Origin of the sequence: Pulveribacter suum (assembly GCF_003013695.1) — a bacterium.
Classification (GTDB): Bacteria; Pseudomonadota; Gammaproteobacteria; order Burkholderiales; family Burkholderiaceae_C; genus Melaminivora; species Melaminivora suum.
The window spans coordinates 508,107-521,536 of the sequence record NZ_CP027792.1; the positions used below are offsets into that span (position 1 = coordinate 508,107).

Genomic DNA, 13,430 nt, shown 5'->3' on the forward strand with positions numbered 1-13,430 from the left:
TTTTCGTTCACATCACTGCTGCTGGCGCAGCTCCTGCTCGTAGGCGCGCTTGGCCTGCACGCCGGCAGGGGTGAAGTCCGTGAAGACGCCGTCGATCCCCAGGCGGAAGTACGCCAGCATCTCCTGCACCGGGTCGCCCTTGAACACGCCGGCCAGGCGCGCGGGCTCGCTGCGGAAGGTGAAGCTGTGCACCACCAGGCCCGCCTTGTGGGCGGCGGCGATGAGGCCCGTGTCCGCGAGCGTGTTCACGTCCTTCAGGCCCGCGCCCGCCTTGTACGGCACGACCGAGTGCGCCAGCACCTGCGGCTTCCAGGGGCCGATGCCGTCGGCGTAGGTCTTGATCTCGGCCAGGCCCGCCGGAGTCAGCATGTCGCCAAAGGTGCGCGCGTCGCCGGCCAGCGTCCACATGTAGGGCCTGCCGCTGATGAAGGTCCACTCGTCATCGGTGATATAGACCATGGAGCCGTCGCGATAGTCGATGTCGTTGCCGTCGATCAGCTGCACGCCCTTGGCCTTCATGCCCACGCGGCGCAGGTATTTCAGGCTCTCGGGGTCGAAGCTCTGGATGTAGATGGGCGCATCCCTGGCGTTGAGCTTGTTCTTCTCCAGCAGCTTCATCACCGCATCTTCCAGCGGGCGCGAGCCGGGTGCGCCGCAGCCGTTGGCGATCGCCTGCTGGTTGTTCCAGTACGGGTTCTTGGTCTCGGCATAGACCGGAATGGTGCGGCCCAGCTCGCGGCCCTTGGCGGCGGCGATGTCGATCACGTCCTGCGCGCTGATGAGCGGCAGCTTGCCGTTCCACTCGGTGGGGCGGTCGGCGCGGTTGTCCAGCGTGGTGCCGCCCAGCCAGTCGCGCAGCTCCTGCAGGGTGAAGTCGCTGATGGACCAGTCGCCGGTGTGGTCCTCCCCATCGACCACCAGGGGCCCCAGCACCGACTTCGGATCCTGCGGGTCGATCTGGTCGCTCAGGTAGCGTGCTGGCCCATTGGCGGGCACGGCCGGGTATTTGACCGGCACCCACACGCCGGGCGTGGTGCGCTTTCGGCGCGCCACCTCGGCGTGGGTCTTGGCCACCTCGGCCACGTTGGTGCTGTCGGACAGCCAGGCGTTGTGGCGCGCCACCAGCTGGCAGTCGCGCGTCAGGTGCATGTCCAGCTCCAGCATGTCGGCGCCGGCGTCGGCGGCCTTCTCGTAGGCCATGCGCGTTTGCTCGGGGTACAGGCCCGAGTAGCCCCGGTGCGCGATGACCTGGGGCGGCGAGCCGTCCAGGGTTTGATAGCGCACGCCGCTGTCACCATCGCCGCCGCCGCAGGCGGCCAGCAGGGCGCAGCTGGCGAGCAGGACAAGCGGCGCGCGCAGCCGGGAAAGGGAAAGAGAGGTCGTCATGGTGGTGGGCATGCCTTGTGTGAAGGGGAACAGCCTGTCATGGGCAGGCCGCCACACTAAGCGGCCCGTATGTCAGCAGCGTGTCATGCAAGGTGACGCCCGCCAATATGCCCAGCCGGACACGCACCACTCGTATCCAATTGCAATGCACTTCCCGTGCCTGTCGCCGCTGGCCGGCAGCGGCGCCGGCGCTCAGGACTGCGGCGTGGTCCGCTGCGCCATCTCCAGCTGCATGGACACCATGTTCACCAGGGTATGCACGCTGGGGCGGCCGGTCTCGATGACGAAATGCGCCGCTTCGCGGTACAGCGGGTCGCGTGCCTGGTGCAGCTCGCGCAGGCGCCCCAGCGGGTCGTGCACCTGCAGCAGCGGCCGGGTGCGGTCATGGCGCAGGCGCCGCCACAGGTCCTCGGGTGTGGCGCGCAGGTAAAACACCTGGGCAAAGCTGCTGCGCAGCACGGCGCGGTTGGCTGCCCGCAGCACGGCGCCCCCGCCCGTGGACAGCACCACGGGCCCGGGCTGGGCGGCCAGCTCGGCCAGCAGGGCCTGCTCGCGGTCGCGAAAGCTCTCCTCTCCGCATTCCTCGAAGTACTGGCGGATGCTGCTGCCCAGCACATCTTCCAGGCGCTGGTCCAGGTCGATGAAGGGCAGCTCGAGGCGGCGCGCCAGGTGGCGGCCTACGGTGGTTTTGCCCGAACCGGGCAGGCCGACGAGGGCGCAGCGCGTTTGCATGGTGGAGAAGGCAAGCCAGACAGAAGGAAGGAAAGAGGCAGGGCGCGAAGCCGCGGCGCGGGCTGCCGAGTGTACGGACACCAGGCGCGGCCACGCGGCCTGTACTGACACCGCTGGTTGCAACCGTTGCCGACAATGCCGCCATGCCCGCTTTTTTCGACGCGCTCAAGGCGCGTGTGCAGTCGCTGCTCCAGCCCTTTCATCCCTTCATCCGCGCCGCATCGCTGTGGTCGGACGCGGACGGGCCGCGCATGAGCGCCGCCATGTCGTTCTACGGCATGCTCAGCCTGGCGCCCCTGCTGCTGCTGCTGGTGGGCGTGCTGGGCTGGTGGTTTGACCGCGCCTACCTGGAAAGCAGCCTGGTCGCCCAGGTGCAAGGCGTTGTCGGCGAGCGCGTCGCTGATGTCGTGCGCGGCGCGCTGGAAAGCGCCAAGGAGCCGGCGCAGGGCCGCCTCGCCTCCATCGCGGCGCTGGTGCTGCTGGCTTCGGGTGCCACGGGGGTGTTCGTGGAGCTGCAATCGGCGCTGGAGCGCTTGTGGGCCACCGAGACGGCCAAGGACCCGGTCGGCGGCCGGCCGGCCTGGTGGCGGCTGGCCTCGCTGCGCCTGCGCGGGCTGGCCTATGTGCTGGCCATCGGCTTTTTGCTGCTGGTGTCGCTGGTGCTGTCCACCGCCATCAAGGTGGTGGCCACATGGGCCGGCAACTGGCTGCCGTTCGACTCCGCGGGCGTGGTGCTCAACCTGATCAACGAGCTGGTGGCCTTCGTCGTCACGGTGCTGCTGTTCGTCGGGCTGATGCGCATGGGCGGCGGGCGCCATCCACCCATGGCCTGCCTGCTGTTCGGCGGCTTCGTGGGGGCGCTGCTGTTCACCGTGGGCAAGCAGGCGCTGGCGTTCTACCTGTCCACCGCGGCCGTGGTCTCGGCCTACGGCGCGGCCGGCTCGCTGGTGGTGCTGCTGATGTGGATCTACTTCTCGTCGGCCGTGCTGCTGTTTGCCGCCAGCAGCGCCCGCGCCCTGCATGAGCAGACCCGCCCCCTGGAGGCCGCCGCCGCCCGCCCGGCCTGCGCCGACGACGGCGCTCCCGGCCCCCGCAAGCCGCCGCCCGCCCGGTTCGAGCAGCCCGCCGACTTCACCGAACTGGCCCGCATGGCCAGAGGCAAGCCACCGTCAGGCAGCACCGCTCCGCCAAAAAAAGCATAAAAAACGGCTGCAACGCCCGCCCATCAAGCGCCAGCAGCTATAAAAAAAGAAGCGCCGGTCAAAACCGGCTCCGCCCCTTGCCAGCAGACGCCGTGGATCCGGCTTCGCCGCTCCAGTGGCGTCAGCCGCTCAGGGGGATGTCACTTCTCCACAAACGCCCGCTCGATGACGAAGTCGCCCGGCCGCGTGGTGTTGCCTTCCTCGAAGTCGCGCTTTTCCAGCAGCTCCTTGAGCGAGGCCAGCATCTCCGGGCTGCCGCACAGCATGACGCGGTCTTCCAGCGGCGACAGCGGCGGCACGCCCAGGTCGGAAAACAGCTTGCCGCTTTCGATCAGGTCGCTGGTGCGGCCCTGGTTGCGAAACGCTTCGCGCGTCACGGTGGGGTAGTACTTGAGCTGCCTGCTGACCAGCTCGCCCAGGAACTCGTGCTGCGGCAGCTCCTGCGTGATGTAGTCGTGGTAGGCCAGCTCGCCCACTTGGCGCACGCCGTGGATCAGGATGACCTCCTCGAACTTCTCATAGGTCTCCGGGTCGCGGATGACGCTCAGGAAGGGCGCCAGGCCGGTGCCGGTGGAGATCAGGTACAGGCGCTTGGCCGGCAGCAGATAGTCGATCAGCAGCGTGCCGGTGGGCTTCTTGCCCACGACGATGGTGTCGCCCACCTGGATGTGCTGCAGGCGCGAGGTCAGCGGGCCGTCCGGCACCTTGATCGACAGGAACTCCAGGTGCTCCTCGTAGTTGGCACTGACGATGCTGTAGGCGCGCAGGAGCGGCTTGCCGTCCACCTTCAGGCCGATCATGGTGAAGTGGCCGTTGGAGAACCGCAGCGCCGGATCGCGCGTGGTGGTGAAGGAAAACAGGCGGTCGGTCCAGTGGTGCACCGACAGGACACGTTCTTCGAGGAAAGCGCTCATTGGAGGGTGGTGGGTCGAATGGCGGGGATGAGGCGAAGTGGCAAAGTGCCGCGGCGCCGAGTGTCGCCGCTTTGATATACGGCTTCGGCATAAGCCGAACGACAGGGGCGGGCCTGCCATCCGTACAAACCCGCGGATTGTGGAGCAAACGCGCGCGCCGGGTACATTGGCCACCCCTTGCACTGACCTGCGACAAAGGATCCGTCCCGCCATGCCGATTCGTTTGCACTTTCTCGTCCCGGCCCTTGCCCTGTCCCTGCTCGCGCCAGCCGCCTTCGCCCAGGGCAGCTACAAGATCGGCGAGATCAACAGCTACAAGGCCCAGCCGGCCTTCCTGGAGCCCTACAAGAAGGGCATGGAGCTGGCGGTGGAACAGGTCAACGCCGCTGGCGGCGTGGCGGGGCGCACGCTGCAGCTGGTCACCCGCGACGACAACGGCAACCCGGCCGACGCCGTGCGCGCCGCCGAGGAGCTGCATGCGCGCGAGAAGATCGACGTGCTGATGGGCAGCTTCCTGTCGCACGTCGGCCTGGCGCTGACGGACTACGCGCAGCAGAAAAAGCGCTTCTTCCTGGCCGCCGAGCCGCTCACGGACAAGATCGTGTGGGGCGAAGGCAACCGCTACACCTTCCGCCTGCGGCCGTCGACCTACATGCAGGTGGCCATGCTGGTGCCCGAGGCGGCGCGGCTGAACAAGAAGCGCTGGGCCATCGTCTATCCCAACTACGAGTACGGCCAGTCGGCCGTGGCCACGTTCAAGCAGCTGATGGCCGCTGCCCAGCCGGGTGTGGAGTTCGTCGCCGAACAGGCCACGCCCCTGGGCAAGGTGGACGCCGGCAGCGTGGTGCAGGCGCTGGCAGATGCGAAGCCAGACGCCATCTTCAACGTGCTGTTCGCCGCCGATCTGGCCAAGTTCGTGCGCGAGGGCAACACGCGCGGGCTGTTCGAGCAGCGCGCCGTGGTGAGCCTCTTGTCCGGCGAGCCCGAGTACCTGGACACGCTCAAGACCGAAACCCCCACCGGCTGGATCGTCACCGGCTACCCCTGGTACGCCATCAAGACGCCCGAGCACCAGGCCTTCCTGGACGCCTACCAAAAGCGCTTCAAGGACTACCCGCGCGCCGGCTCGGTGGTGGGCTACAACGCCATCCTGTCGGTGGCCGCGGGCTTGAAGAAGGCCGGCAGCGCCGACACCGAAAAGCTCATCGCCGCCTTCCGCGGGTTGGAGGTGGCAACGCCCTTCGGCCCCATCACCTACCGCGCGCAGGACCACCAGTCCACCATGGGCGCCTACGTGGGCACGACGGCGCAGCACAGCGGCAAGGGCGTGATGGTTCGATTCCAGTACATGGACGGCGGCAAGTTCCAGCCTTCCGATGAGGAAGTGAAGAAGCTGCGCCCCGCGGCCCCCTGATGGACTTCTCCGGCCTGCTGGCGCAGCTGCTCAACGGCCTGGCGGGCGCGTCCACACTGTTTCTGGTGGCGGCGGGCCTGTCGCTGATCTTCGGCGTCACGCGCATCGTCAACTTCGCCCACGGCTCGTTCTACATGCTGGGGCTGTTCGTGGCGTATTCGTGCGTCGAGCGGCTGTCGGGCTCCCTGGGTTTCTGGCCCGCGCTGGCCCTGGCGCCGCTGGCCGTGGGCCTGCTGGGCGCGGCGGTCGAGGTGGCGCTGCTGCGGCGGCTGTACCGCGCGCCGGAGCTGCTGCAGCTGCTGTCCACCTTCGCGCTGGTGCTGGTCATCAAGGATGCGGCGCTGTGGCTGTGGGGGCCCGAAGAACTCTTCGGCCCGCGCGCGCCGGGCCTGGAGGGCGCGGTGGACCTGCTGGGCCGGCGCTTCCCAGCCTACGACCTGTTTTTGATCGCCGTCGGCCCCATCGTGCTGCTGCTGCTGTGGCTGCTGCTCACGCGCACGCGCTGGGGCACGCTGGTGCGCGCGGCCACGCAAGACCGCGAGATGCTGGGCGCCCTGGGCGTGAACCAGGCCTGGCTGTTCACGGGCGTGTTCGCCCTGGGCGCGCTGCTGGCCGGCCTGGGCGGCGCGCTGCAGCTGCCGCGCGAGCCCGCCAGCCTGGAGCTGGACATGCTGACCATCGGCGCTGCCTTCGTGGTGGTGGTGGTGGGCGGCATGGGTTCGCTGCCCGGGGCGTTCGTCGCCGCGCTGGTCATCGCGGAGCTGAAGGCCGTGTGCATCTGGCTGGGCGTGGTGCAGATCGGCCCGCTGCAGGTGGCCTTCCCCAAGCTCACGCTGGTGGTCGAATTCCTGGTCATGGCGGTTGTCCTCGTCTGGCGCCCCTGGGGCCTGCTGGGCCGCCCCCAGGCCGCCGCGCGCACGCCGGGCGCGTCCGAGCAGCCGCTGCGCCCGGCCGGCCGTGCCGCCACGGCGGCGTGGTGGGCGCTGCTGGCGGCGCTGGCGCTGCTGCCACTGGCGGCAGGCCAGGGCAGCTACGCCACCGTGCTGCTGACCGACATGGCCATCGCCGCGCTGTTTGCCGCCAGCCTGCACTTCATCCTGGGGCCGGGCGGCATGCACTCCTTTGGCCATGCGGCCTACTTCGGCCTGGGGGCCTACGGCGCGGCGCTGCTGGTGCGCTGGGCGGGGGCGCCGTTCGGCGTGGTGCTGGTGCTGGCGCCGCTGCTGGCGGCAGCGGGCGCGCTGCTCTACGGCTGGTTTTGCGTGCGCCTGTCGGGCGTGTACCTGACCATGCTCACGCTGGCGTTTGCGCAGATCACCTGGGCCATCGCCTTTCAGTGGGACGGCGTGACGGGCGGCAGCAACGGCCTGACCGGCGTCTGGCCGCCCGAGGCGCTCGCGCAGGGCGCGGGCTTTTACTGGCTGACGCTGGCCGTCTGCGCGGCCGGGCTGTATGGGCTGCGGCGCATGCTGTTCGCGCCGCTGGGCTGGTCGCTGCGCGCCGCGCGCGACTCGGCCGCCCGGGCGCAGGCCATCGGCCTGGACGTGCGCGGCACGCAATGGGCGGCCTTCACCCTGGCGGGGCTGTTCGCCGGCCTGGCGGGCGCGCTGGCGGCGTATTCCAAGGGCGGCGTGGCGCCCGACGTGCTGGCGGTGGGCAAGTCGGTCGATGCCCTGGTCATGGTGCTGCTGGGCGGCATGCAGACGCTTGCCGGCCCCATCGTGGGCGCGGGCGCCTTCACCGGGCTGCACGACAGCGTGGCCCGCGGCACGGAATACTGGCGCGCGCTGCTGGGCGGCGCCATGCTGGCGCTGGTGCTGCTGTTTCCGCAAGGAATTTCGGGGTTTGCGCAGGCGTGGCAAGCGCGGGCAGCTATGAAAAGGGGAGCGCCATGACCCTGCTGCGCGTGGAGAACCTCGCCAAATCCTTTGGCGGCGTGCAGGCCGTGCAGGGCATCTCGTTCGCGCTGGCAGAGGGCGAGCTGCTGGCCCTCATCGGCCCCAACGGCGCGGGCAAGACCACCACCTTCAACATGGCCGGCGGCCAGCTCGCCCCCGACGCCGGCCGCGTGCTGCTGGGCGGGCGCGACATCACCGGCCTGCCGCCGCGCGCCATCTGGCGCCTGGGGGTGGGGCGCACCTTCCAGATCGCGCAGACGCTGATGAGCTTTACCGTGCTGCAGAACGTGCAGATGGCGCTGCTCTCGGCGGACGGCCACGCCTGGCGCTGGTGGCGCCGCGCCGGCGCGCACCGCCCGCACCATGCCCTGGCGCTGCTGGCGCAGGTGGGCATGCAGGAGCAGGCCCAGCGCCCCTGCAGCGAACTGGCCTACGGCGACGTCAAGCGCGTGGAGCTGGCCATCGCCCTGGCGCACGCGCCGCGCCTGCTGCTGATGGACGAGCCCACCGCCGGCATGGCGCCGGCAGAGCGCGTGCAGCTGATGCAGCTGGTGCGCGGCATCGCGCGCGAGCGGCGCATGGGCGTGCTGTTCACCGAGCACAGCATGGACGTGGTCTTCGGCCAGGCCGACCGCGTGGCCGTGCTGGTGCGCGGCCAGCTGCTGGCCGAAGGCACGCCCGAGGCCATCCGCCAGGACGCGCGCGTGCAGGCGGCCTACCTGGGCAGCTCCGAAAACAATAGCTGCCAGCGCTTGCCAGACAAGGCTGAAGTGCCAAAAACACCCTTGCTCGCCGTGGAGGGCCTGAACGCCTGGTACGGCGCGGCCCACATCCTGCACGGCGTGTCGCTCAGCGTGGCGCGCGGCGAGGTGGTGGCCCTGATGGGGCGCAACGGCGCGGGCAAGTCCACCACGCTCAAGAGCATCGCTGGCCTGCTGGCGCGCACCGAGGGCCGCGTGGACTTCATGGGCCAGCCCCTGCGCGGCAAGCCCGCGCACCAGATCGCGCGCGCCGGGCTGGGCTACGTGCCGGAGGACCGGCGCATCTTCACCGACCTCACGGTGCTGCAAAACCTGGAGACCGGCCGCCAGCCGGCGCGCGCCTGGCCCGATGGGCAGGCCACGCCGCACTGGACGCCCGAGCGCCTGTTCACGCTGTTCCCCAACCTGGGCGAGATGCCGCACCGCCCGGGCGGGCGCATGAGCGGCGGCGAGCAGCAGATGCTCAGCGTCGCGCGCACCCTCATGGGCCAGCCGTATCTGGTGCTGCTGGACGAGCCCTCCGAGGGCGTGGCCCCCGTCATCGTCGAGCAGATGGCGCGTGCCATCCGCGCGCTGAAAAGCCAAGGCGTGGGCATCCTGCTGTGCGAGCAGAACCTGCTGCTTGCCGAAGCCGTGGCCGACCGCGCCTGCGTGCTGGAAAAGGGCCGCATCGTGCACGAGGCGCCCATGGCCCAGCTGGCAGGCGACGCGCAAGCGCGGCGGCAGTACCTGGGCGTGTGAAGGCTTGGGATCATTAACCAACTAGGTTAGTATTGAGGCCCTGGAGAAGGGCACGCCGCATTGCAGGCTGGCCACGGTGAAGGCGCTGGTGCAGGACGGCCGGGTGCGCGCGACCGCCAGTGCCTACGACGGCGTCTGGGAACTGGGCATTGAAGACCTGGCGGGCATGTGCGCGGTGGTGCTGGCGCTGCAACCTGCAGACTTCTACAAGAGCATGACGACCCACGCCGACCCCCGCATCTGGCAGGACGTGTACCGCCCCCGTAGCGCAGCCGGCAGCAGCGTGTACCTCAAGCTCACCGTCATCGACGATGTGCTGATCGTTTCGTTCAAGGAGCTGTGACCATGAAATGCCCTGTCTGCGGTGCCGCCGAACTGGTCCGCGAAACGCGAGACCTGCCCTACACCTACAAGGGTGAGAGCACCACCATCGTCGCCGTGGCAGGCGACTGGTGCCCGGTCTGCGCCGAGGTGGTGCTGGAGCGCGACAGCGGCGACCGTTACGCCCAAAGCACGGCAGCGTTTCGTCGCCAGGTCAACGCAGCCGCCATCGACCCCGGCTACATCGCTCAGGTGCGCAAGAAGCTATCTCTGGACCAGCGCCAGGCGGCCGAGCTGTTCGGCGGCGGGGTGAATGCCTTCTCGCGCTACGAGACCGGCAAGACGCGCCCGCCGCTGGCGCTGGTGCAGCTGCTGCGGCTGCTGGACCGCCACCCGCACCTGTTGCAGGAGATGACGGCAGTCTGAAAGCTGGGCGCCGCGCCGCTCGCCCGGCGCGCGTTCAGGCTCAGAAGCTCTCCCAGTCGTCTTCCGTGCCCCGCGCCGCGGCAGGGGCGGCGGGCGCGGCCGCCAGGGCCTTGCGCGCCGGCGCCGGCCGTGCCGCCGCGGGCAGGGGCGCACGCGCCGGGGCGGGCATGGCCGCTGGCGCCGGGGCAGCGGCAGCGCGCAGGGGCGCCGCGGCAGCGCCTTCCACGCGGAAGACGCTGACGGCCGCCGCCAGCTGCGCGGCCTGCGCCTTCAGCGCACCGGTGGCGGCGGTCGATTCCTCCACCAGCGCGGCGTTTTGCTGCGTCACCTGGTCCATCTGCGTGACGGCCTGGTGCACCTGCTCGATGCCGCCGCTTTGCTCCTGGCTGGCGGCAGTGATCTCGGCCACCAGGTCGCTCACGCGCTGCACGCTGTCCACGACGGCCTGCATGGTGCGGCCGGCCTCGCCCACCTGGTGCGAGCCCTGCGCCACGCGCTCCACCGAGTCCTGGATCAGCCCCTTGATGTCCTTGGCGGCGGCGGCCGAGCGCTGGGCCAGCTGGCGCACCTCGCCGGCCACCACGGCAAAGCCGCGGCCCTGCTCGCCGGCGCGCGCCGCTTCCACTGCGGCGTTCAGCGCCAGGATGTTGGTCTGAAAAGCGATGCCGTCGATCACGCCGATGATGTCGGAGATGCGGCGGCTGGCTTCGTTGATGGCGTCCATGGTCTGCACCACGCCGGCCACCACTTCGCCGCCCTGCACGGCGGTCTGCGCGGCGCTGGTGGCCAGCTGGTTGGCCTGGCGCGCGTTGTCCGCGTTCTGGCGCACGGTGCCGGTGAGCTGCTCCATCGAGGCCGCCGTCTGCTGCAGGCTGCTGGCCTGCTCCTCGGTGCGGGCCGACAGGTCCTGGTTGCCCGCGTCGATCTGGCTGGACGCCGTGGCGATGCCTTCGGCGCCGGTGCGAACGCGCGCCACCACCTGCGACAGGCTGGCGTTCATGTCGTGCAGCGCCTGCAGCAGCTGGCCGGTCTCGTCCTGCGCATGCACCTGCACGCGGCTGGTCAGGTCGTTGGCGGCCACGGCGCGCGCCACCTGCACGGCCTGGGCCAGCGGGCGGGTGATGCCGCGCGTGAGCCACCAGGCGCACAGTGCGCCCGCCGCCAGTGCCAGCAGCCCCAGCGCGATCAGCCAGCGGCGGCTTTGCGCATAGGTGGCCTCGATGCCCTGGGCGGTGGCGTCGATGCGCGCGCGCTGCATGTCCAGCAGGCGCTGGATGACGTTGACATAGGCCTCGGTGGCGGGCTGCACCGTCTCCATCAGCAGGCGCTCGGCCTCTTCGGCACGGCCCTCGCCCTTCATCTTCACGGCCTGGTCGCGCGTGCCCAGGTACTGCTTGCGCGCCTGCTGGATCTCGGCCCACAGTGCCTTTTCCTCGGGGCTGACCAGCAGCGCCTCGATGCGCTTTTGCAGCTCGGCCGCCTCGCGCGTGGTCATGGCCGTGTCCGCCGCGAAGAACTGGGCCAGCGACGGGTCCGAGCTCTTCACGATGGCGCTGGTGCGCCGCGCCGCCGCGTACACGTAGCGGTACCAGTCGCTGATCATGCGCTCCATGGCCAGCGGCTGCTGCGTCATGTCGTGGGTGGCCTGGGCCACGGTCTGCAGCCGCCACACGCCGACGGCGGTGATCAGGGTCAGGAGCAGCAGGACAAGGGCAAAGCCGCCGGCCAGGCGGGTGCCGATTTTGAGGTTCTTCATGGGGAGGTCAGGTGAAAGGCGGCAGCGTGCGGCAGTGCACGGCCATGCACGCATGACCTGTTATCGGCACAGCTGCGCCATTGCTTGAGCGCCGCGGCCCCGCCCGCCCGGCAGCAGACGGGGCGGGGCCTCGACCGCAGGGTTCGTGAAAACCGACTCCAGGGCTTGCCAGGCAAGCGCCGGCAGCTATCAAATTTGCATCAGATGCCAGCGCGGCCCAGCGCCCGGCGGTACTGCACCGCCTCGGCCACGTGGGCCGTGGCGACCGCATCGCTGCCGGCCAGGTCGGCGATGGTGCGCGCCACCTTCAGCGCCCGGTGCGTGCCACGCGCCGACCAGCCCAGGCGCGCCGCGGCGTTCTGCAGGAACTGCGCGGCGCCGTCCTGCAGCGCCAGGTGGGCGTCGATCTCCTGGCCCTGCAGCGCCTGGTTGGGCTTGCCCTGGCGCGCCAGCGCCCGCTGCCGGGCGGCGGCGACGCGCTCGCGCACGGCGTGGCTGGACTCGCCGGGCGGGGCGTGCAGCAGTTCCTGCGCGGGCAGGGCGGGCACCTCCACGTGCAGGTCGATGCGGTCCAGCAGCGGGCCGCTCAGCTTGCCCTGGTAGCGCGCCACCTGGTCGGGCGTGCAGCGGCAGGCGCGCTGGGCGCTGCCCGCGAAGCCGCAGGGGCAGGGGTTCATGGCGGCGATGAGCTGAAAGCGCGCAGGAAACTCGGCGCGCTGCCCGGCGCGGGCGATGATGATGCGGCCGGTCTCCAGCGGCTCGCGCAGCGCCTCCAGGGCGCTGCGGGCGAACTCGGGGAACTCGTCCAGGTACAGAACGCCCTCGTGGGCCAGCGAGATCTCGCCCGGGCGCGGCGGCGAACCGCCGCCCACCAGGGCCACGGCGCTGCTGGTGTGGTGCGGGCTGGCCGTGGCGCGCTGCATCCACTGCGCCGGGGTGAAGCGGCCGGCCAGGCTGGCGATGGCCGCGCTCTCCAGCGCCGCCTGTACGTCCATGGGCGGCAGCAGCCCGGCAAAGCGCTGGGCCAGCATGGACTTGCCCGAGCCCGGCGGGCCGACCAGCAACAGGCCATGGCCACCGGCAGCGGCGATCTCCAGCGCCCGCTTGGGCGCGGCCTGTCCCTTCACGTCGGCCAGGTCGGGCCCGGGCGGGGACGCGGGCGGCGGCGCGGGCTGCATGCGCTGCCAGCCGTCGCCGTCGTCCGCAGCGTCCTGGCCGCCGCGCGCGGGCAGGAACTGGCGCACCACGTCCAGCAGGTGGCGCGCACCGTAGATGCCGGTGCCGGGCACCAGCGCGGCCTCCTGGGCGCTGCCCAGCGGCAGCACCATGCGCGCCGGGCGCTCCTGGGCGCGCAGCGCCAGGGCCGTGGCCAGCGCGCCGCGCACCGGGCGCAGCTCGCCCGACAGCGACAGCTCGCCGGCGAACTCCCAGCCAGCGAGCTGCTGCGCGTCGATCTGGCCGCTGGCCGCCAGCAGGCCCAGGGCGATGGGCAGGTCGAAGCGGCCCGAATCCTTGGGCAGGTCGGCCGGCGCCAGGTTGACGGTGATTTTCTTGTTCGAGGGAAATTCCAGCCCCGCGTTCTGCAGCGCCGAGCGCACGCGTTCGCGCGCCTCCTTCACCTCGACCTCCGCGAGACCCACCAGCGTGAAGCTGGGCAGGCCCCCGGCCAGGTGGACCTCGACGGTGACGGCGGGCGCCGCCAGGCCCAGCAGGGCGCGGCTTTGCACCAGGGCAAGGCTCATTGGGTGGTTCTCCCTCGTTTGGTGCGCCGCGTGCACGCATGTGGTGCGGCGGGCCGTTGATCTGCCCGCAATGTACCCCTGCGCGGGGCGTGGCACGGTCCCTGCAATAGAGGGTGCGTATCCACACCAACCTTGCG

At 70.6% G+C, this 13,430-nt stretch carries 11 protein-coding genes; 6 read left to right on the forward strand and 5 right to left on the reverse strand.

Annotated elements, in window-relative coordinates:
* Positions 1-12: 12 nt before the first annotated feature.
* Positions 13-1,386 carry a glycerophosphodiester phosphodiesterase family protein gene (locus C7H73_RS02260; protein WP_106847494.1) on the reverse strand — a complete coding sequence of 458 codons (1,374 nt, stop codon included), beginning with the start codon at positions 1,384-1,386 and terminating at the stop codon, positions 13-15.
* Between the two features lie 192 nt (positions 1,387-1,578).
* Positions 1,579-2,118, reverse strand: coding sequence for a shikimate kinase (locus tag C7H73_RS02265; RefSeq protein ID WP_106845175.1), 540 nt, complete (start codon positions 2,116-2,118; stop codon positions 1,579-1,581).
* 143 nt (positions 2,119-2,261) lie between these two features.
* Between C7H73_RS02265 and C7H73_RS02270 the strand changes: the two genes are divergently transcribed.
* The gene (locus C7H73_RS02270; RefSeq protein WP_106845176.1) at positions 2,262-3,320 is read left to right on the forward strand and encodes a YihY/virulence factor BrkB family protein; all 1,059 of its coding nucleotides are present in this window, start codon (positions 2,262-2,264) and stop codon (positions 3,318-3,320) included.
* A 140-nt stretch (positions 3,321-3,460) separates the two neighbouring features.
* Here the strand turns inward: C7H73_RS02270 and C7H73_RS02275 are convergent, their stop codons facing one another.
* On the reverse strand, positions 3,461-4,234 hold the full coding sequence (locus tag C7H73_RS02275; protein ID WP_106845177.1) for a ferredoxin--NADP reductase: 774 nt from the start codon (positions 4,232-4,234) through the stop codon (positions 3,461-3,463).
* 211 nt (positions 4,235-4,445) lie between these two features.
* Between C7H73_RS02275 and C7H73_RS02280 the strand changes: the two genes are divergently transcribed.
* The 5 genes from C7H73_RS02280 to C7H73_RS02300 are packed head-to-tail and all read left to right on the forward strand — an operon-like array spanning position 4,446 to position 9,795.
* The gene (locus C7H73_RS02280; protein WP_106845178.1) at positions 4,446-5,648 is read left to right on the forward strand and encodes an ABC transporter substrate-binding protein; all 1,203 of its coding nucleotides are present in this window, start codon (positions 4,446-4,448) and stop codon (positions 5,646-5,648) included.
* Positions 5,648-7,543, forward strand: coding sequence for an ABC transporter permease (locus C7H73_RS02285; protein ID WP_106845179.1), 1,896 nt, complete (start codon positions 5,648-5,650; stop codon positions 7,541-7,543). Before C7H73_RS02280 ends, C7H73_RS02285 begins: the two co-directional genes overlap by 1 nt.
* Positions 7,540-9,048 (forward strand): ATP-binding cassette domain-containing protein, encoded by a 1,509-nt coding sequence (locus C7H73_RS02290; RefSeq protein ID WP_106845180.1) that lies wholly within the window; start codon positions 7,540-7,542, stop codon positions 9,046-9,048. The genes C7H73_RS02285 and C7H73_RS02290 overlap by 4 nt, the downstream gene beginning before the upstream one ends.
* A 40-nt stretch (positions 9,049-9,088) precedes the next feature.
* On the forward strand, positions 9,089-9,391 hold the full coding sequence (locus tag C7H73_RS02295) for a type II toxin-antitoxin system MqsR family toxin (RefSeq protein ID WP_106845181.1): 303 nt from the start codon (positions 9,089-9,091) through the stop codon (positions 9,389-9,391).
* Between the two features lie 2 nt (positions 9,392-9,393).
* Complete coding sequence (locus C7H73_RS02300; RefSeq protein WP_106845182.1) at positions 9,394-9,795, forward strand: type II toxin-antitoxin system MqsA family antitoxin; 402 nt, start codon at positions 9,394-9,396, stop codon at positions 9,793-9,795.
* Positions 9,796-9,835: 40 nt separating this feature from the next.
* Here the strand turns inward: C7H73_RS02300 and C7H73_RS02305 are convergent, their stop codons facing one another.
* On the reverse strand, positions 9,836-11,551 hold the full coding sequence (locus tag C7H73_RS02305; RefSeq protein ID WP_106845183.1) for a methyl-accepting chemotaxis protein: 1,716 nt from the start codon (positions 11,549-11,551) through the stop codon (positions 9,836-9,838).
* A gap of 200 nt (positions 11,552-11,751) precedes the next feature.
* The gene (locus C7H73_RS02310; RefSeq protein ID WP_106845184.1) at positions 11,752-13,293 is read right to left on the reverse strand and encodes a YifB family Mg chelatase-like AAA ATPase; all 1,542 of its coding nucleotides are present in this window, start codon (positions 13,291-13,293) and stop codon (positions 11,752-11,754) included.
* Between the last annotated feature and the right edge of the window lie 137 nt (positions 13,294-13,430).